This window comes from Arthrobacter sp. P1_B3, assembly GCF_056406615.1.
Genome location: NZ_JBFTZV010000002.1, coordinates 64,016 through 82,287, shown reverse-complemented (window position 1 = coordinate 82,287; position 18,272 = coordinate 64,016). Strand labels below are relative to the sequence as shown.

General features: G+C 62.2%; 21 protein-coding genes. 20 read left to right on the top strand and 1 reads right to left on the bottom strand.

Annotated elements, in window-relative coordinates; genetic code table 11:
* Window positions 1-98: 98 nt before the first annotated feature.
* The 6 genes from AC1D2F_RS03100 (at window position 99) to AC1D2F_RS03075 (ending at window position 9,124) form a co-directional block, all read left to right on the top strand.
* The gene (locus tag AC1D2F_RS03100; RefSeq protein ID WP_476966149.1) at window positions 99-3,998 is read left to right on the top strand and encodes a DNA-directed RNA polymerase subunit beta'; all 3,900 of its coding nucleotides are present in this window, start codon (window positions 99-101) and stop codon (window positions 3,996-3,998) included.
* A gap of 383 nt (window positions 3,999-4,381) precedes the next feature.
* Window positions 4,382-4,756: a 30S ribosomal protein S12 gene (rpsL, locus tag AC1D2F_RS03095; protein ID WP_018773658.1), complete on the top strand. Its 375-nt coding sequence runs from the start codon at window positions 4,382-4,384 to the stop codon at window positions 4,754-4,756.
* Window position 4,757: 1 nt separating this feature from the next.
* Complete coding sequence (gene rpsG, locus AC1D2F_RS03090) at window positions 4,758-5,228, top strand: 30S ribosomal protein S7 (protein WP_011692813.1); 471 nt, start codon at window positions 4,758-4,760, stop codon at window positions 5,226-5,228.
* Window positions 5,229-5,297: 69 nt separating this feature from the next.
* Window positions 5,298-7,412 carry an elongation factor G gene (gene fusA, locus AC1D2F_RS03085; protein WP_364745505.1) on the top strand — a complete coding sequence of 705 codons (2,115 nt, stop codon included), beginning with the start codon at window positions 5,298-5,300 and terminating at the stop codon, window positions 7,410-7,412.
* 251 nt (window positions 7,413-7,663) lie between these two features.
* A complete protein-coding gene (gene tuf, locus AC1D2F_RS03080) occupies window positions 7,664-8,854 on the top strand; it encodes an elongation factor Tu (protein ID WP_090575294.1) in 1,191 nt (396 codons plus the stop codon).
* A 144-nt stretch (window positions 8,855-8,998) separates the two neighbouring features.
* Window positions 8,999-9,124, top strand: coding sequence for a hypothetical protein (locus tag AC1D2F_RS03075; RefSeq protein ID WP_290369328.1), 126 nt, complete (start codon window positions 8,999-9,001; stop codon window positions 9,122-9,124).
* Between the two features lie 18 nt (window positions 9,125-9,142).
* On the opposite strand, the gene AC1D2F_RS03070 is transcribed toward AC1D2F_RS03075, so the two are convergent.
* On the bottom strand, window positions 9,143-10,567 hold the full coding sequence (locus AC1D2F_RS03070; RefSeq protein WP_476966148.1) for a GH1 family beta-glucosidase: 1,425 nt from the start codon (window positions 10,565-10,567) through the stop codon (window positions 9,143-9,145).
* 397 nt (window positions 10,568-10,964) lie between these two features.
* On the opposite strand from AC1D2F_RS03070, the gene rpsJ reads away from it, so the two are divergent.
* From rpsJ to rplE, 14 genes are all read left to right on the top strand, one after another.
* On the top strand, window positions 10,965-11,273 hold the full coding sequence (gene rpsJ, locus AC1D2F_RS03065; protein WP_003803825.1) for a 30S ribosomal protein S10: 309 nt from the start codon (window positions 10,965-10,967) through the stop codon (window positions 11,271-11,273).
* 17 nt (window positions 11,274-11,290) lie between these two features.
* Window positions 11,291-11,941: a 50S ribosomal protein L3 gene (rplC, locus tag AC1D2F_RS03060; RefSeq protein WP_003803812.1), complete on the top strand. Its 651-nt coding sequence runs from the start codon at window positions 11,291-11,293 to the stop codon at window positions 11,939-11,941.
* 4 nt (window positions 11,942-11,945) lie between these two features.
* On the top strand, window positions 11,946-12,566 hold the full coding sequence (rplD, locus tag AC1D2F_RS03055) for a 50S ribosomal protein L4 (RefSeq protein ID WP_090575302.1): 621 nt from the start codon (window positions 11,946-11,948) through the stop codon (window positions 12,564-12,566).
* Window positions 12,563-12,868 (top strand): 50S ribosomal protein L23, encoded by a 306-nt coding sequence (rplW, locus tag AC1D2F_RS03050; protein WP_018773664.1) that lies wholly within the window; start codon window positions 12,563-12,565, stop codon window positions 12,866-12,868. The genes rplD and rplW overlap by 4 nt, the downstream gene beginning before the upstream one ends.
* A gap of 30 nt (window positions 12,869-12,898) precedes the next feature.
* A complete protein-coding gene (gene rplB, locus AC1D2F_RS03045) occupies window positions 12,899-13,738 on the top strand; it encodes a 50S ribosomal protein L2 (protein ID WP_026266473.1) in 840 nt (279 codons plus the stop codon).
* A gap of 12 nt (window positions 13,739-13,750) precedes the next feature.
* Complete coding sequence (rpsS, locus tag AC1D2F_RS03040; protein ID WP_018773666.1) at window positions 13,751-14,032, top strand: 30S ribosomal protein S19; 282 nt, start codon at window positions 13,751-13,753, stop codon at window positions 14,030-14,032.
* Window positions 14,033-14,070: 38 nt separating this feature from the next.
* A complete protein-coding gene (gene rplV / locus AC1D2F_RS03035) occupies window positions 14,071-14,436 on the top strand; it encodes a 50S ribosomal protein L22 (RefSeq protein WP_003803798.1) in 366 nt (121 codons plus the stop codon).
* Window positions 14,437-15,270, top strand: a complete 834-nt coding sequence (gene rpsC / locus AC1D2F_RS03030) for a 30S ribosomal protein S3 (RefSeq protein WP_476966147.1) — start codon at window positions 14,437-14,439, stop codon at window positions 15,268-15,270.
* Window positions 15,271-15,687: a 50S ribosomal protein L16 gene (gene rplP / locus AC1D2F_RS03025; RefSeq protein ID WP_018773668.1), complete on the top strand. Its 417-nt coding sequence runs from the start codon at window positions 15,271-15,273 to the stop codon at window positions 15,685-15,687. It begins immediately after the preceding gene.
* A gap of 2 nt (window positions 15,688-15,689) precedes the next feature.
* On the top strand, window positions 15,690-16,019 hold the full coding sequence (gene rpmC, locus AC1D2F_RS03020; RefSeq protein ID WP_066436863.1) for a 50S ribosomal protein L29: 330 nt from the start codon (window positions 15,690-15,692) through the stop codon (window positions 16,017-16,019).
* Window positions 16,016-16,324: a 30S ribosomal protein S17 gene (rpsQ, locus tag AC1D2F_RS03015; RefSeq protein WP_051628707.1), complete on the top strand. Its 309-nt coding sequence runs from the start codon at window positions 16,016-16,018 to the stop codon at window positions 16,322-16,324. The genes rpmC and rpsQ overlap by 4 nt, the downstream gene beginning before the upstream one ends.
* Before the next feature lie 570 nt (window positions 16,325-16,894).
* Window positions 16,895-17,263, top strand: coding sequence for a 50S ribosomal protein L14 (gene rplN / locus AC1D2F_RS03010; RefSeq protein WP_003803789.1), 369 nt, complete (start codon window positions 16,895-16,897; stop codon window positions 17,261-17,263).
* 3 nt (window positions 17,264-17,266) lie between these two features.
* The gene (rplX, locus tag AC1D2F_RS03005) at window positions 17,267-17,626 is read left to right on the top strand and encodes a 50S ribosomal protein L24 (protein WP_024366125.1); all 360 of its coding nucleotides are present in this window, start codon (window positions 17,267-17,269) and stop codon (window positions 17,624-17,626) included.
* On the top strand, window positions 17,626-18,207 hold the full coding sequence (rplE, locus tag AC1D2F_RS03000; protein ID WP_091563108.1) for a 50S ribosomal protein L5: 582 nt from the start codon (window positions 17,626-17,628) through the stop codon (window positions 18,205-18,207). Before rplX ends, rplE begins: the two co-directional genes overlap by 1 nt.
* Window positions 18,208-18,272 lie beyond the last annotated feature (65 nt).

Genomic DNA, 18,272 nt, shown 5'->3' with positions numbered 1-18,272 from the left:
CAGGCGGCCCACCGGCCCAACCTGCTTTTCTCCGGCTCCTCCCTCTTCCCGTAACCCAAGACTTCAGAATTTAGAGAACAAGAGAGAACAGGGACCATATGTCCAGCGAATCCTCCTTCGGCCTCATGCAGATCGGCCTCGCCACCGCGGAAGACATCCGTGGCTGGTCGTACGGCGAGGTTAAGAAGCCGGAAACCATCAACTACCGCACGCTCAAGCCCGAGAAGGACGGCCTCTTCTGCGAGAAGATCTTCGGCCCGTCCCGCGACTGGGAATGCTACTGCGGTAAGTACAAGCGCGTGCGCTTCAAGGGCATCATCTGCGAGCGGTGTGGCGTTGAGGTCACCCGCGCCAAGGTCCGCCGTGAGCGCATGGGCCACATCGAGCTCGCCGCCCCCGTTACGCACATCTGGTACTTCAAGGGTGTTCCCTCCCGCCTGGGCTACCTCCTTGACCTGGCACCGAAGGACCTCGAAAAGGTCATCTACTTCGCCGCCTACATGATCACGAGCGTCGACGCCGACAGCCGCCACGAAGAACTGCCCAACCTCCAGGTTGAGCACGACATCGAGAAGAAGCAGCTGATCGACAACCGCGACTCCGACATCGCCACGATCGCCCGCGACCTTGAGAACGAGCTCGCCCGTCTCGAAGGCGAAGGCGCCAAGGCTGCCGACAAGAAGAAGGCCCGCGACTCCGCTGACCGCCAGATGGCGAACGTCCGCAAGCGCGCCGACGCCGAAATCGAGCGCCTCGAGCAGGTCTGGGACCGTTTCAAGAACCTCAAGGTCGCTGACCTCGAAGGTGACGAAGGCCTGTACCGCGAACTGCGCGACCGTTACGGCATGTACTTCGAAGGCTCCATGGGTGCCGAGGCCATCAAGAAGCGTCTTGAGAACTTCGACATGCAGGCCGAGTCGGACATGCTGCGCGACATCATCGCCAACGGCAAGGGCCAGCGCAAGACCCGCGCCCTGAAGCGGCTCAAGGTGGTCAACGCGTTCCTGACGACCAACAACAGCCCGCTCGGCATGGTGCTGGACGCCGTCCCGGTGATCCCGCCGGAACTGCGCCCGATGGTCCAGCTGGACGGTGGCCGCTTCGCGACCTCCGACCTCAACGACCTCTACCGCCGCGTGATCAACCGCAACAACCGCCTCAAGCGCCTGCTTGATCTCGGTGCTCCGGAGATCATCGTCAACAACGAGAAGCGCATGCTTCAGGAAGCTGTTGACAGCCTCTTCGACAACGGCCGCCGCGGCCGTCCGGTCACCGGACCGGGCAACCGTCCGCTGAAGTCCCTGAGCGACATGCTCAAGGGCAAGCAAGGCCGTTTCCGCCAGAACCTCCTTGGCAAGCGCGTCGACTACTCCGGCCGTTCGGTCATCGTCGTCGGCCCGCAGCTGAAGCTGCACCAGTGTGGTCTGCCGAAGCAGATGGCCCTGGAGCTCTTCAAGCCGTTCGTGATGAAGCGCCTGGTTGACCTCAACCACGCCCAGAACATCAAGTCGGCCAAGCGCATGGTGGAGCGTTACCGTCCGCAGGTCTGGGACGTCCTCGAAGAGATCATCACCGAGCACCCGGTGCTGCTGAACCGTGCACCTACCCTGCACCGTCTCGGCATCCAGGCGTTCGAGCCGCAGCTCGTTGAAGGCAAGGCAATCCAGCTGCACCCGCTGGTTTGTGGCGCGTTCAACGCCGACTTCGACGGCGACCAGATGGCARTTCACCTGCCGCTGAGCCCCGAGGCCCAGGCCGAGGCCCGCATCCTGATGCTGTCCTCGAACAACATCCTGAAGCCGTCCGACGGCCGCCCGGTGACCCTGCCGTCGCAGGATATGATCATCGGTCTTTACCACCTGACCACCAAGCGTGTCGGTTCAGCTGGCGAAGGCCGGATCTTCTCCTCGGTCGCGGAAGCCATCATGGCCTACGACCTCCACGAGCTGCACCTGAACTCCAAGGTCAAGATCCGCCTCGAGGGCTTCGTGCCCTACGCAGGCTGGGAAGCCCCGGAGGGCTGGGAGCCCGGTCAGACCGCACTGGTCGAGACCTCCCTCGGCCAGGTCATCTTCAACCAGACGCTGCCCGCGGACTACCCGTGGGTTGAGGATGTTGCCGACAAGGGCGAGCTGTCCCGGATCGTCAACGACCTCGCCGAGCGCTACCCGAAGGTGATCACGGCGGCAACGCTGGACAACCTGAAGGATGCCGGTTTCTACTGGGCCACCCGGTCCGGCGTCACCGTTGCCATCTCCGACATCGAGGTGCCCACGGACAAGCCGCGAATCCTCGCCGGTTACGAGACCATGGCCGCCAAGATCCAGGGCCAGTACGACAAGGGCCTGATCGACGACGACGAGCGTCGCCAGGAACTGATCGAGATCTGGAACAAGGCAACCAACGAGATCGCCCAGGCGATGCGTGACAGCCTGTCCCCGATGAACACGATCAACCGCATGGTGTCCTCGGGCGCCCGTGGTAACTGGATGCAGGTCCGTCAGATCGCGGGTATCCGTGGCCTGGTGGCCAACCCTAAGGGTGAAATCATCCCGCGTCCGATCAAGTCCTCCTACCGTGAGGGTCTCTCGGTGCTGGAATACTTCATCGCCACGCACGGTGCCCGTAAGGGTCTGGCTGACACCGCCCTGCGTACCGCCAACTCGGGTTACCTGACCCGTCGTCTGGTGGACGTTTCGCAGGACGTCATTGTCCGCGAAGAGGACTGCGGCACCGAACGCGGCCTGATGACCGCCATCGCGGTGGCCGACGCCAACGGCGTCCTCGTCCTGGACGAGAACGTCGAGAACAGCGCCTACGCCCGCACCCTGGCCGTGGACGTCGTCGACTCCAAGGGCAAGGTCCTGGCAGCGGCCGGCACCGACTGCGGCGACGTCGTCATTGCCGAACTGTTCGCAGCCGGCATCACCGAGGTCAAGGTCCGCTCCGTACTCACCTGTGAGTCCAGCGTCGGCACCTGCGCCCTGTGCTACGGCCGTTCGCTGGCCACTGGCAAGACCGTCGACATCGGTGAGGCCGTGGGCATCATTGCCGCGCAGTCCATCGGTGAGCCGGGCACCCAGCTGACCATGCGTACGTTCCACACCGGTGGTGCTGTTTCCGCCAGCGGCGGCGACGACATCACCCAGGGTCTGCCCCGTATCCAGGAGCTCTTCGAAGCCCGTACTCCGAAGGGTGTCGCACCGATTGCTGAAGCAGCCGGCCGCATCACCATCGAAGAGTCCGAGCGCCAGATGCGCCTGGTCATCACCCCGGATGACGGATCCGAAGAGATCGCTTACCCGGTGCTGCGCCGTTCACGTCTCCTCATCGAAGACGGCGATCACGTCAGCGTCGGCCAGAAGCTCATCAACGGCCCGGTCGACCCCAAGCAGGTGCTGCGCATCATGGGCCCCCGTGCCGCGCAGAAGTTCCTGGTGGACGAAGTCCAGGGCGTGTACCGCAGCCAGGGCATCGGTATCCACGACAAGCACGTCGAGGTTATCGTCCGCCAGATGCTGCGCCGCGTCACGGTCATCGAGTCCGGCGAATCGGATCTGCTGCCCGGCGAGCTCGCCGAACGCAGCCGCTTCGAAGAGGCCAACCGCCGCGTTGTGTCCGAGGRCAAGACGCCGGCCTCCGGCCGTCCCGAGCTCATGGGCATCACCAAGGCGTCCCTGGCGACCGAGTCCTGGCTGTCCGCAGCTTCCTTCCAGGAAACCACCCGCGTCCTGACGCAGGCGGCCATGGAAGGCAAGAGCGATCCGCTGCTCGGCCTCAAGGAAAACGTCATCATCGGTAAGCTCATCCCGGCCGGCACGGGTCTCCCGCGCTACACCGAGGTCACCGTGGAACCCACTGAAGAAGCAAAGGCCAACCTGTTTACCGGCCCCAGCGCATTCAGTGACTTCTCCTACGACACGCTGGGCGGCGACGGAGCTCCCGAGTTCCACGCCATCCCGCTGGATGACTACGATCTCGGCAGCGACTTCCGCTGAACTGAGTGACTGACAGGCCCCGTTCCCACCTCGGTGGGGGCGGGGCCTGTCCAGTGGTAAACCCCGCCGATTAAGGGCTGGGAGCCGTCCGTGTTAGACTTGAGACTAATTGTTATTGTGGCAGTGGATGAGTGCGCCGGTTGCAGCTGAAAGGTTCAACCAGGACGACGTTTCCGGTTTGCAGGGTTCTTGTGCAACGTATGCCACATTTTCGCATGCCTAGGGGCAAATCAGGTCGAAAGTCCTTGGACCCCGGCGTGCGGTCCGACTATTAAGGCTTCGCCTCAGCTGCTCTGGAGAGAACTTCAAAGCTCGGGCGGCGAGGCGCAGCGACAAGAGAGCGGCCGCCAACGGCCGCTCCGGATAAAACGGAGAACACGAGAGTGCCTACGATTAACCAGCTGGTCCGCAAGGGCCGCACGCCTAAGGTCAAAAAGACCAAGGCTCCCGCGCTTAACGGCAGCCCGATGCGCCGCGGTGTTTGCACCCGCGTTTACACGACGACCCCGAAGAAGCCGAACTCGGCTCTGCGTAAGGTTGCTCGCGTGCGCCTCAACGGCGGCATTGAAGTCACCGCATACATCCCCGGTGTAGGCCACAACCTGCAGGAGCACTCCATTGTGCTCGTCCGCGGCGGCCGCGTGAAGGACCTTCCGGGTGTCCGCTACAAGATCGTCCGTGGCGCCCTCGATACCCAGGGTGTCAAGAACCGTAAGCAGGCTCGCAGCCGCTACGGCGCAAAGATGGAGAAGAAGTAATATGCCTCGCAAGGGTCCGGCCCCCAAGCGGCCGCTAGTTCTAGATCCCGTTTACGGCTCCCCGCTGGTCACCCAGCTCATCAACAAGGTGCTGGTTGACGGCAAGAAGTCCACCGCAGAGCGCATCGTTTACGGTGCACTCGAGGGTGCTCGCGCCAAGTCCGGCGGCGACCCCGTTGCAGCCCTCAAGAAGGCCATGGAGAACGTCAAGCCTTCGCTTGAGGTCCGCTCCCGCCGCGTTGGTGGCGCCACCTACCAGGTTCCCGTTGAGGTCAAGCCGGGCCGTTCCACGGCCCTCGCCCTCCGCTGGCTGGTTGGCTACTCCAAGGCCCGCCGCGAAAAGACCATGACCGAGCGCCTCCAGAACGAAATCCTGGATGCCTCGAACGGTCTCGGTGCCGCTGTGAAGCGTCGCGAAGACACCCACAAGATGGCCGAGTCCAACAAGGCCTTCGCACACTACCGCTGGTAATACTTCCCGGACGCCGCCGGCTCGACTGAGCCGGCGGCGAACGTGCAGTCCATCCGAAAGGGAGACACCGTGGCACAGGACGTGCTTACCGACCTTAGCAAGGTCCGCAATATCGGCATCATGGCCCACATCGATGCCGGCAAGACCACTACTACCGAGCGCATCCTCTTCTACACGGGTGTGAACCACAAGATCGGCGAAACGCACGACGGCGCTTCGACGACTGACTGGATGGAACAGGAAAAGGAACGCGGCATCACCATCACGTCTGCCGCCGTGACCTGCTTCTGGGAAAACAACCAGATCAACATCATCGACACCCCCGGCCACGTTGACTTCACGGTCGAGGTTGAGCGCTCCCTGCGCGTCCTCGACGGCGCAGTCGCAGTGTTCGACGGCAAGGAAGGCGTGGAGCCGCAGTCCGAGACTGTTTGGCGCCAGGCCGACAAGTACAACGTTCCGCGCATCTGCTTCGTCAACAAGATGGACAAGCTCGGCGCTGACTTCTACTTCACCGTCGACACCATCATCGGCCGMCTCGGTGCCAAGCCGCTGGTCATGCAGCTGCCGATCGGCGCCGAGAACGACTTCATCGGCGTAGTCGACCTTCTCTACATGCGCGCGCTGGTCTGGCCCGGCGACGCCAAGGGTGACGTCACCATGGGTGCGAAGTACGAGATCCGCGAGATCCCGGCTGACCTCCAGGCGAAGGCCGAAGAGTACCGCGCAACTCTCGTTGAGACTGTTGCCGAGGCCTCCGAAGAACTCATGGAGAAGTACCTCGAAGGCGAAGAGATCAGCATCGATGAGCTCAAGGCCGGCATCCGCAAGATGACGATCAACTCTGAGCTGTACCCGGTCTTCTGTGGTTCCGCATTCAAGAACCGCGGCGTCCAGCCGATGCTCGACGCAGTCGTGGACTACCTGCCGAACCCGCTCGACGTCCCGCCGATGATCGGTCACGATCCCCGCGACGAAGAGAAGGAACTTACCCGTAAGCCCTCCTCTGAAGAGCCCTTCTCCGCACTGGCCTTCAAGATCGCCGCGCACCCCTTCTTCGGCCAGCTCACCTTCATCCGCGTGTACTCCGGTCACGTGGAAGCAGGCTCGCAGGTGGTCAACTCCACCAAGGGCAAGAAGGAGCGCATCGGCAAGCTGTTCCAGATGCACGCCAACAAGGAAATGCCCGTCGAGGGCGCTACCGCCGGCCACATCTACGCAGCGATCGGCCTGAAGGACACCACTACCGGTGACACCCTGTGCGATCCGGCCAACCAGATTGTCCTCGAGTCCATGAGCTTCCCGGAGCCCGTGATCTCGGTTGCGATCGAGCCGAACACGAAGGGTGACCAGGAGAAGCTCTCCACGGCCATCCAGAAGCTCTCCGCTGAGGACCCGACCTTCCAGGTCTCCCTCAACGAAGACACCGGCCAGACCATCATCGCCGGCATGGGCGAGCTCCACCTGGACATCCTGGTGGACCGCATGCGCCGCGAATTCAAGGTTGAGGCGAACGTTGGCAAGCCGCAGGTTGCTTACCGCGAAACCATCAAGCGTGCTGTAGAGCGTCACGACTACACGCACAAGAAGCAGACCGGTGGTTCCGGCCAGTTCGCAAAGATCCAGATCGCGATCGAGCCGCTGGACACTGCGGAAGGCGAGCTGTACGAGTTCGAGAACAAGGTCACCGGTGGCCGCGTTCCGCGCGAGTACATCCCGTCGGTTGACGCCGGCATCCAGGATGCGCTGAACGACGGCGTCCTGGCCGGCTACCCGGTTGTCGGCATCAAGGCAACGCTGATTGACGGCGCTTACCACGATGTTGACTCCTCGGAAATGGCGTTCAAGATCGCCGGCCGTATGGCTTTCAAGGAAGCCGCACGCAAGGCGAACCCTGTCCTGCTCGAACCGCTGATGGATGTCGAGGTCCGCACCCCTGAGGAATACATGGGTGAAGTTATCGGTGACCTCAACTCCCGCCGTGGCCAGATGCAGTCCATGGAAGATGCCCAGGGCGTCAAGGTTATTCGCGCACACGTCCCGCTGTCCGGCATGTTCGGCTACATCGGTGACCTGCGCTCGAAGACCCAGGGCCGCGCTGTGTACTCCATGACGTTCAACAGCTACGCCGAGGTCCCGAAGGCAGTTGCCGACGAGATCATCCAGAAGAACCGCGGCGAGTAGTCCCTAGGACGCATCGCAGCAGCAAGAACTCGGATGCGTCTCCGCCAACGGAGATTCATCTGGTGCAAGTGGCCGGGCTCCGGTCCAGACCGAAGTCCGGCCGCCTGCACGAACAGGCTCTAGGCACTAGCATTAGTACCTGAATCTGCAATTTCACCAATCCAAAGCCCCCCAAGTAGACTTACTGGAGTTTCTGCCGCGACAAGCGCGGCCGAAGGGTAAGTCATTTGAAAACGTTCTAGGAGGAACCTGTGGCAAAGGCAAAGTTCGAGCGGACTAAGCCGCACGTTAACATCGGTACCATTGGTCACGTTGACCACGGTAAGACGACGCTGACGGCCGCCATTTCCAAGGTGCTGTACGACAAGTACCCGACTCTCAACGAGAAGCGTGACTTCGCGTCGATTGACTCTGCTCCCGAAGAGCGTCAGCGCGGCATTACCATCAACATCTCCCACGTTGAGTACCAGACCGAGAAGCGCCACTACGCACACGTAGACGCTCCGGGTCACGCTGACTACATCAAGAACATGATCACCGGCGCTGCTCAGATGGACGGTGCAATCCTCGTGGTTGCCGCCACTGACGGCCCGATGGCTCAGACCCGCGAGCACGTTCTGCTCGCCCGCCAGGTTGGCGTTCCCTACCTGCTGGTCGCGCTGAACAAGGCTGACATGGTCGATGACGAGGAACTCCTCGACCTCGTCGAAATGGAAGTTCGCGAGCTGCTCAGCTCGCAGGGCTTCGATGGCGACGAAGCTCCGGTCATCCGCGTTTCGGGCCTGAAGGCTCTGGAAGGCGACCCGGAGTGGGTCAAGTCCATCGAAGACCTCATGGAAGCTGTCGACAACTCGGTTCCGGACCCCGTACGTGACCGTGACAAGCCCTTCCTGATGCCGATCGAAGACGTCTTCACGATCACCGGCCGTGGCACCGTTGTTACGGGCCGMGCCGAGCGTGGAACCCTCGCCATCAACTCCGAGGTCGAGATCGTCGGCATCCGTCCGGTCCAGAAGACCACGGTTACCGGTATCGAGATGTTCCACAAGCAGCTCGACGAAGCATGGGCCGGCGAGAACTGTGGCCTCCTGCTCCGCGGTCTGAAGCGCGACGATGTCGAGCGTGGCCAGGTTGTCGTCAAGCCGGGTTCCATCACCCCGCACACCGACTTCGAGGCTAACGTCTACATCCTCTCCAAGGACGAAGGCGGACGTCACAACCCGTTCTACTCCAACTACCGCCCGCAGTTCTACTTCCGCACCACGGACGTAACCGGCGTTATCACCCTGCCGGAAGGCACGGAAATGGTTATGCCCGGCGACAACACTGAGATGACCGTTGCGCTCATCCAGCCGATCGCAATGGAAGAGGGCCTCGGCTTCGCTATCCGCGAAGGCGGCCGCACCGTTGGTTCAGGACGCGTCACCAAGATCGTCAAGTAATTACTTGCTGATCTGATGCTTGACCACTGATCGGCCGGCCGTCTGGCAGCTGTTCAGAGGATCGGGAACAGCCCCGCTGCACTTGCAGCGGGGCTGTTCCTTTTAAGTTCCTGATACCTTTGCAGGAAGGGAAAGGAGCTCACCATGGGCTGGTTCATTTTTCTACTGATCGTCGTGGCGGTTGTCGTCGCATTCTTTTGGGCGAAGCGGCACTTCCGACAGGAGATCGAGCGCGCCAAGCGCATCAATCGGGCAAACCGGAACCAGTAGGCCCGGCCCGGGCGGGACTCAGGGCCGCCGGGCACGCGCGAGAGCCTGGTACCAGTAGTACGAGTCTTTCGGCGTGCGCTGGAGGGTCGTGAAATCCACATGCACCAGGCCGAAGCGCTGGGAGTAACCGGCCGCCCATTCAAAGTTGTCCATGAGCGTCCAGACGTAGTAGCCGAGCAGATCGACGTCGTGGGCCACGCCCCCGGGGGCGGTGGCCTCCACCGCCTGGCTGAGGTGGGCGGCGAGGTAGCTGATCCGCCCGGCGTCGGGAATGGGACCGCTGACGTGGTCCGGTTCGGGGAAGCTCGCCCCGCTCTCGGTGATGTAGAGCGGGGGCAGCGACTCGCCGTACCTGTCCTTCAGTTCCCGGAGCAAAATCCCCAGATGGTCCGGGGCGACCGGCCAGCCGAATCCCGTGAGTTCGTACTCCGGGAACGCGGCCATGTGGAACGGGACTTTCAGCATCGCCGCCGCGGTTGCGGCCGGGCTGTCGATGCCGCCCCCCGTGGCCACCTTCACGGGGTAGTAATAGTTCAGGCCGTAGAAATCCAGCGGCTGGTGGATCGTGGCCAGGTCCGCGTCGGTGATCCTGCCCAGCGAACGAAACCACGGCCGGGCGATCAGCGGCGGCCGGGGAAAACGGCCCAGGAGGATCGGGTCGGCGTAGAGCCGGTTCAGCACGAGGTCGAAGACCCCGGCCAGCAGCCTGTCGGTTAGCGAGCCGGACGCCGGGCGGACGGGGGAATGCAGGTTCGAGACGCCAACGGCGCCGTACACGCCCGCCGCCCGCAGCGCCTGCACCGCCAGGCCGTGACCCAGGAGCTGATGGCGCACCGACGGCAGGGCGTCGAAGAGCAGGCCATGGCCGGGCGCGTGGACGCCCAGGGCGTAGCCGTTGAGGGTGACCGAGGCGGGCTCGTTCAGCGTCACCCACTGCGCCACGCGATCGCCGAACCTCTTGCCGGCGGCCGCGCTGTACTCGGCAAACCGTTCCGCCGTCGAACGGTTCATCCAGCCGCCGCGCTGCTCCAGGGGGAGCGGCGTATCCCAGTGGTAGAGGGTGGCCATGGGCGAGATGCCGGCGGCGAGCAGCCGGTCGATCAGGCGGTCGTAGAAGTCCAGCCCCGCCGCGTTGAAGCGGCCGGTGCCCTCAGGCTGGACCCGCGGCCACGAGATCGAGAACCGGTAGGAATCGATCCCGAGCTCGCGCATGAGCGCGATGTCTTCCTCCGCGCGGTTGTAGTGGTCGCAGGCCACTGCGGGGGAGTGTCCGTGCAGGATGTTGCCCGGCTTTTCGGCGAACGCGTCCCAGCCGGAGGGCCCACGGCCGCCGGCCGCGAGGTTCCCCTCGATCTGGAACGCCGCGGAGGCCACGCCGAGGGTGAATCCGGGGCTCAGGCGTGCGGCGAGGGCCTGAACTGCTACAGAGTCCTGCACAGTCATGCCCTAATCATCCATTCGACGGCGATTCAGGACAATGGGCCCACCGGCAGTGATTGCACTCCCGTGCGGGGGGCTGATTCGCTTCTGCCCGCAAATTCCGGCATACTAGATGAGTTGTTCAAGCGCTCTTTCGCGTCCCGATCCGGATAATGCCGGGTGCCAGGGTCCAAGTGAGAGACCAAACATAACCCACTCCCCATGGAATTGCGGACGCGTACGTGTGAAAACGTACGACACGCCCGACCGCGGGGGTCGGTTACGTCGGCAGGTTGAGGAACCCGGATCCTTCCGGATTCAGCTTGTGCGGCGGGTGGTAGTCACGACTTCAAATGCTTCGGCAGCCACATACAACAGGCAAGTAAACAGAGCAGCATTTACTGAAAGAGAGTCAGGCGACATGGCGGGACAAAAAATCCGCATCCGGCTGAAGTCATACGACCACGAGGTCATTGACGTTTCAGCACGGAAGATCGTTGAGACGGTCACGCGCGCAGGCGCAACTGTAGTTGGCCCCGTGCCGCTGCCGACGGAGAAGAACGTTTACTGCGTTATCCGCTCTCCGCACAAGTACAAGGACAGCCGCGAGCACTTCGAAATGCGCACGCACAAGCGTCTTATCGACATCATCGATCCCACGCCCAAGGCTGTTGATTCGCTCATGCGTCTCGACCTGCCGGCCGACGTGAACATCGAAATCAAGCTGTAGGGAGGTGCTGAGAGACTATGACCGCAACCCGTAACGTAAAGGGCCTGCTGGGCACGAAGCTCGGCATGACCCAGGTCTGGGACGAGAACAACAAGCTCATCCCCGTCACTGTGGTCCAGGCTGACTCGAACGTCATCACGCAGCTGCGCAACGCAGAAACTGATGGCTATGTCGCCGTTCAGATCGGCTACGGCCAGATCGATCCCCGCAAGGTCACCAAGCCGCTGGCTGGTCACTTTGAAAAGGCAGGCGTCACGCCTCGCCGCCACGTCGTAGAACTGCGCACTGCAGATGCTGACTCTTACGAGCTGGGCCAGGAGCTCTCCGTAGAGCTCTTCGAAGCCGGCCAGAAGATCGACGTCGTTGGCACCACCAAGGGTAAGGGCTTCGCCGGTGTTATGAAGCGTCACGGCTTCCACGGCGTTGGAGCTTCCCACGGTGCCCACAAGAACCACCGTAAGCCCGGTTCAATCGGTGGCGCATCCACCCCGAGCCGCGTCTTCAAGGGCATGAAAATGGCCGGCCGCATGGGCGCCGTTCGTCACACCACGCTGAACCTCACGGTCCACGCGGTTGACGTCGAGAAGTCGCTGCTCCTGATCAAGGGCGCCGTCCCCGGCGCCCGCGGCCAGGTCGTACTCGTACGCACCGCCGTGAAGGGAGCCTAGTTCAATGACTAGCACTGTCAAGGTTGACCTGCCTGCAGAGATCTTCGACGTACAGACCAACGTGCCGCTGCTGCACCAGGTTGTCGTTGCCCAGCTCGCTGCTGCTCGCCAGGGTACCCACAAGACCAAGACCCGCGCCGAGGTTTCCGGTGCAGGTCGCAAGCCGTTCAAGCAGAAGGGCACCGGCCGCGCCCGTCAGGGTTCCATCCGTGCTCCTCACATGACCGGTGGTGGCGTTGTCCACGGCCCCACGCCGCGTGACTACAGCCAGCGCACCCCCAAGAAGATGATTGCTGCTGCACTGCGCGGCGCACTCTCGGACCGCGCCCGCAACGGCCGCGTCCACGTCATTGCTGACCTGGTTGCCGGCTCCAAGCCGTCCTCCAAGGAAGCACTGGCGACCCTGCGCGGAGTCTCCGAGCGCAAGAACCTGCTCGTTGTCATTGAGCGCGCCAACGATGTTGCTGCACTGTCCGTGCGCAACCTCGAGGAAGTTCACGTTCTGTACGCAGACCAGCTGAACACCTACGACGTTCTCGTTTCCGACGACGTAGTCTTCACCAAGGCTGCCTACGAAGCATTCGTTGCTGACAAGGTTGCAAAGAACGAGGAGGATGCCAAGTGAGTGCAGCCACCATCAAAGACCCGCGCGACGTCGTGCTTGCACCTGTCGTCTCGGAAAAGAGCTACGGCCTGATCGATGAGGGCAAGTACACCTTCCTGGTGGACCCCCGCTCGAACAAGACCGAGATCAAGCTGGCCGTGGAGAAGATTTTCTCCGTCAAGGTCGAATCGATCAACACCATCAACCGTGCCGGTAAGCGCAAGCGCACCAAATTCGGCTGGGGTACCCGCAAGAACACCAAGCGTGCCATTGTGAGCCTCAAAGAAGGCACTATCGACATCTTCGGCGGTCCGCTTTCATAAGCGGAGACCACTTTAACGAGGAAATAAATTATGGGAATCCGTAAATACAAGCCGACTACCCCGGGCCGTCGCGGCTCGAGCGTAGCGGACTTCACTGAAATCACGCGGTCGACGCCGGAAAAGTCGTTGGTACGTCCCCTCCCGAAAAAGGGTGGCCGTAACAACTCCGGTAAGATCACGACCCGTCACAAGGGTGGTGGACACAAGCGCCAGTACCGTCTGATCGACTTCCGTCGCCACGACAAGGACGGCGTCAACGCCCGCGTTGCCGAAATCGAGTATGACCCGAACCGTACGGCTCGGATCGCGCTCCTGCACTACGTTGATGGCACCAAGCGTTACATCATCGCCCCGAACAAGCTGTCCCAGGGCGACTTCGTAGAGGCCGGCGCCGACGCTGACATCAAGCCCGGCAACAACCTTCCGCTGCGCAACATCCCGGTCGGTACCGTAATCCACGCAGTCGAACTGCGTCCGGGTGGCGGCGCCAAGATGGGCCGCTCCGCCGGCGCATCGATCCAGCTCGTTGCAAAGGAAGGCCGTTTCGCCCAGCTGCGTCTGCCTTCCGGCGAAATCCGCAACGTTGACGTGCGCTGCCGCGCAACCGTCGGCGAGGTCGGCAACGCCGAGCAGTCGAACATCAACTGGGGCAAGGCCGGCCGTATGCGCTGGAAGGGCGTTCGCCCGACTGTCCGTGGTGTCGCCATGAACCCGGTTGACCACCCCCACGGTGGTGGCGAGGGTAAGACGTCCGGTGGACGTCACCCCGTCAACCCGAACGGTAAGCGCGAAGGCCGCACCCGCCGTCCCAACAAAGAGAGCGACAAGCTTATTGTTCGTCGCCGTCGTACTGGCAAGAACAAGCGATAGGAGCCTGGACACATGCCACGCAGCCTGAAAAAAGGTCCTTTCGTTGACCAGCACCTCTTTGTAAAGGTAGCCAGGGAAAACGAAAAGGGCACCAAGAACGTCATCAAGACCTGGTCCCGCCGTTCGATGATCGTCCCCGACATGCTCGGCCACACGATCGCCGTACACGACGGACGCAAGCACATCCCCGTGTTTGTCACTGAGTCGATGGTCGGGCACAAGCTCGGCGAATTCGCTCCCACGCGGACATTCCGCGGCCATGTCAAGGACGACCGTAAGGGCAAGCGCCGCTAGGCGCCTGCACTTACGTCAAAGACGAGAGAAGGAAAGCAATGGAAGCCAAGGCAATTGCGCGTCACATCCGCGTAACGCCTATGAAGGCCCGGCGCGTCGTCAACCTTGTTCGTGGTAAGCAAGCGAATGAGGCTCTGGCAATTCTGAAGTTTGCCCCCCAGGCAGCTTCGGAGCCGGTATTCAAGGTAGTTCAGTCGGCAATCTCCAACGCCCGGGTCCTCGCGGACCGCGACGGCGTGGCGTTTGACGAAGGTGACCTCATCATCAGCGAAGCGTTTGTTGATGAAGGCCCGACCATGAAGCGGTTCCAGCCGCGAGCCCAGGGTCGTGCATTTCAGATCAAGAAGCGCACGAGCCACATCACCGTGGTAGTCGCTACCCCGGAGAAAGAGGAGGCTCGCTAAGTGGGACAGAAAGTTAACCCGCACGGGTTCCGACTCGGCATCACCACCGATCACGTATCGCACTGGTTTGCTGACAGCACCAAGGCCGGCCAGCGGTACAAGGACTTCGTTCGCGAAGACATCCGTATCCGCCAGCTCATGTCCACGGGCATGGAGCGCGCCGGTATCGCCAAGGTCGAAATCGAGCGCACCCGCGACCGTGTCCGTGTGGATATCCACACGGCACGTCCGGGCATCGTCATCGGCCGCCGCGGCGCTGAAGCAGACCGCATCCGCGGCGAGCTTGAGAAGCTCACGGGCAAGCAGGTCCAGCTGAACATCCTCGAGGTCAAGAACCCCGAGATGGAAGCCCAGCTTGTTGCCCAGGGCGTTGCAGAGCAGCTGACTTCCCGCGTGGCGTTCCGCCGTGCGATGAAGAAGGCCATGCAGTCCGCACAGCGTRCCGGTGCCAAGGGCATCCGGATCGCTTGCTCGGGTCGACTGGGCGGCGCAGAAATGTCCCGCTCGGAGTTCTACCGCGAAGGCCGTGTGCCCCTGCACACCCTGCGTGCGAACATCGACTACGGCTTCTACGAGGCCAAGACCACCTTCGGCCGCATCGGCGTGAAGGTCTGGATCTACAAGGGCGACGTCACTGCCAAGGAACTGGCTCAGCAGGCAGCTGCTGCTCCGTCCCGCGGCCGTGCCGGCGACCGCCCGGGCCGCCCGGGTGGCGCCGACCGTGGTGACCGCCGCCGTCGTACCGACCGCCCCGCAGCTGAGGCAGCACCTGCTGCCGCCGAAGCTCCGGCTGTCGAAGCAGCTGCACCGGCAGTAGAAGGAGGACAGGCTTAAATGCTTATCCCACGTCGAGTCAAGCACCGTAAGCAGCACCACCCGGGTCGTTCCGGCGCTGCTACGGGCGGCACCCAGGTCTCCTTCGGTGAGTGGGGCATCCAGGCTCTGAGCCCGGCCTACGTCACGAACCGTCAGATCGAATCTGCCCGTATCGCGATGACCCGCCACATCAAGCGTGGCGGAAAGGTCTGGATCAACATTTACCCGGACCGTCCGCTGACGAAGAAGCCGGCCGAAACCCGCATGGGTTCCGGTAAGGGTTCTCCGGAATGGTGGGTCTCAAACGTCAAGCCGGGTCGGGTTCTCTTCGAACTCTCCGGTGTCAGTGAAGAGGTAGCTCGCGAGGCCCTGCGCCTGGCAATCCACAAGCTGCCGTTGAAGGCACGCATTGTGCGTCGCGAAGGTGGTGAGTAGAAATGGCAGTAGGATCCAAGGAACTTGCATCCGCACAGCTGGACGGTTTCGACAACGAGCGTCTCGTTGAAGAACTCCGCAAGGCCAAGGAAGAGCTGTTCAACCTGCGTTTCCAGTCCGCCACCGGTCAGCTGGAGAACCACGGTCGTCTGCGCGCGGTAAAGAAGGACATCGCCCGCATCTACACCGTTCTCCGTGAGCGCGAGCTGGGCATTCGTGCCGAGGTTGCCGCACCGGTTGTGGAAGCCAAGGAAGAGAAGAAGTCCAAGAAGGCTGCAACCAAGAAGGCCGAGAAGGCTGAAACGGTTGAAACCGAGGAGGATGCCAAGTGAGTGAAAAGGACGAGAACGTGACGGAAACTGTTTCCGACGCAGCCAAGGCTGACGAGCGCGGTTACCGTAAGACGAAGCGCGGCTACGTCGTCTCGGACAAGATGGAAAAGACCATCGTTGTCCAGGTCGAAGACCGCGTGAAGCACGCCCTCTACGGCAAGGTCATCCGCCGCAACGCCAAGATCAAGGCTCACGACGAAGAGAACAGCGCCGGCATCGGCGACCTCGTGCTCCTCGCCGAGACCCGCCCGCTCTCCGCTACCAAGCGGTGGCGTCTGGTCGAGATCCTCGAGAAGGCCAAGTAACGCCTGCACTTGTTGCCTGGTGATACAGCAGAAGCCCTCGTTCCCCTTTGGGGGAGCGGGGGCTTCCGCGTTGCCGGCGGTCGTACCAGCGGCGTCGCCCGTCACGCGGAGCAGGCTTTGGGGAGTCCTTCGACGGCGGCCGGCCGGGTTTCCGCAGGTGCCCGGCGGCAGGCGGGCCCACAGCCTGTCCTGAGTGACGCCGCCGCCGGGAGATGCAGTGCAGTGGTGCGCGGCGCCGCCGTGTGATGCCACCGCGGGCGCGGGCTGACGTGTGCTGGCGCCAGGGCTGTGATATGGGGATACGCCCAAAACGTGCTAAGATTTTGAGTTTGTATGGCGCCTTTAGCGCGCCGTCATCAACCTCGTAAACAATCGTGCCACGGCATAGTGCCCCCTTGCGCCCCGACCCGTCGGGAACCGCCTGGGAAGCAAATGTTTTTGGCACGGGCGTTTAGGCCTGGTCTGGCAAAATCCAGGCAGGTCAAGAGACACCCCGATCAACCGTTCCGCAAGGCTCATTCCGTAGGAAGATTTTCGGTCTGAGAACCAGCGCGACGCAAGGAGTAAATAGTGATTCAGCAGGAGTCGCGACTCAAGGTCGCCGACAACACGGGTGCTAAGGAAATCCTTACCATTCGCGTTCTCGGTGGATCTGGCCGTCGCTACGCAGGCATTGGCGACGTAATCGTCGCTACCGTCAAGGACGCAATTCCGGGCGGCAACGTAAAGAAGGGCGACGTCGTCAAGGCTGTCATCGTCCGTACCAAGAAGGAACGCCGCCGTGCGGATGGTTCCTACATCAAGTTTGACGAGAACGCAGCCGTCATCCTGAAGAACGACGGTGACCCCCGCGGTACCCGTATCTTCGGACCGGTTGGTCGTGAACTTCGTGACAAGAAGTTCATGAAGATCGTTTCTCTGGCTCCGGAGGTGCTCTAGTCCATGGCTAAGATCAAAAAGGGTGACCTCGTTCAGGTCATCACTGGCGCCAAGGCTGAGCGCGGCGGCGACAAAGGCAAGCAGGGCAAGGTTCTGCGCGTATTCCCGGAGACCAACCGCGTGTTGGTTGAAGGCATTAACCGCGTAACCAAGCACACCAAGGTCGGTCAGTCGCAGCGCGGCACCAAGACCGGTGGCATCGAGGTCGTCGAGGCTTCGATCCACATCTCCAACGTGGCTCTGGTTGACCCGTCCACCAAGAAGCCCACCCGCGTCGGTTTCCGCACCGAGACCGTTGAGCGCGATGGCGTGAAGCGTGAAGTGCGCGTCCGCGTGGCCAAGAGCTCAGGGAAGGACATCTAATGACTGAGACTCTCGAGACTCCGGCAAGCAAGATCGTTCCTCGTCTGAAGACCAAGTACGCCGATTCCATCAAGAACTCGCTGACTGAGGAATTCAAGTACCAGAACGTCAACCAGGTTCCCCGCCTGGTCAAGGTCGTTGTGAACATGGGTGTTGGAGATGCCGCCAAGGACTCCAAGCTGATCGACGGCGCTGTCCGCGATCTGACCCTGATCACCGGCCAGAAGCCGCAGGTAACCAAGGCCCGCAAGTCGATCGCACAGTTCAAGCTGCGCGAAGGCATGCCGATCGGTGCACACGCAACTCTGCGTGGGGACCGCATGTGGGAATTCCTGGACCGTCTGGTCACGCTGGCTCTGCCGCGTATCCGTGACTTCCGTGGCCTCAGCGGCAAGCAGTTCGACGGCAACGGCAACTACACCTTCGGTCTGACCGAGCAGGTTATGTTCCACGAGATCGACCAGGATTCCATCGACCGCGTTCGCGGTATGGACATCACCGTCGTGACCACTGCCAAGACCGACGACGAAGGCCGTGCGCTGCTCAAGGCGCTTGGCTTCCCGTTCAAGACCGAAGACTAATCTAGCTACGTAAAAGGTCCGCCCGCTGGATCCGAATTCTGTTCGGGACAACCGGCACGGCGGAA

Bases quoted from the DNA above. Each gene is read 5' to 3' on its own strand.
- rpsG (WP_011692813.1), top strand. From the start codon at position 4,758: ATGCCTCGCAAGGGTCCGGCCCCCAAGCGGCCGCTAGTTCTAGATCCC.
- AC1D2F_RS03075 (WP_290369328.1), top strand. From the start codon at position 8,999: ATGGGCTGGTTCATTTTTCTACTGATCGTCGTGGCGGTTGTCGTCGCA.
- AC1D2F_RS03070 (WP_476966148.1), bottom strand. From the start codon at position 10,567: ATGACTGTGCAGGACTCTGTAGCAGTTCAGGCCCTCGCCGCACGCCTG.
- rpsJ (WP_003803825.1), top strand. From the start codon at position 10,965: ATGGCGGGACAAAAAATCCGCATCCGGCTGAAGTCATACGACCACGAG.
- rplC (WP_003803812.1), top strand. From the start codon at position 11,291: ATGACCGCAACCCGTAACGTAAAGGGCCTGCTGGGCACGAAGCTCGGC.
- rplD (WP_090575302.1), top strand. From the start codon at position 11,946: ATGACTAGCACTGTCAAGGTTGACCTGCCTGCAGAGATCTTCGACGTA.
- rplB (WP_026266473.1), top strand. From the start codon at position 12,899: ATGGGAATCCGTAAATACAAGCCGACTACCCCGGGCCGTCGCGGCTCG.
- rpsS (WP_018773666.1), top strand. From the start codon at position 13,751: ATGCCACGCAGCCTGAAAAAAGGTCCTTTCGTTGACCAGCACCTCTTT.
- rplV (WP_003803798.1), top strand. From the start codon at position 14,071: ATGGAAGCCAAGGCAATTGCGCGTCACATCCGCGTAACGCCTATGAAG.
- rplP (WP_018773668.1), top strand. From the start codon at position 15,271: ATGCTTATCCCACGTCGAGTCAAGCACCGTAAGCAGCACCACCCGGGT.
- rpmC (WP_066436863.1), top strand. From the start codon at position 15,690: ATGGCAGTAGGATCCAAGGAACTTGCATCCGCACAGCTGGACGGTTTC.
- rplX (WP_024366125.1), top strand. From the start codon at position 17,267: ATGGCTAAGATCAAAAAGGGTGACCTCGTTCAGGTCATCACTGGCGCC.
- rplE (WP_091563108.1), top strand. From the start codon at position 17,626: ATGACTGAGACTCTCGAGACTCCGGCAAGCAAGATCGTTCCTCGTCTG.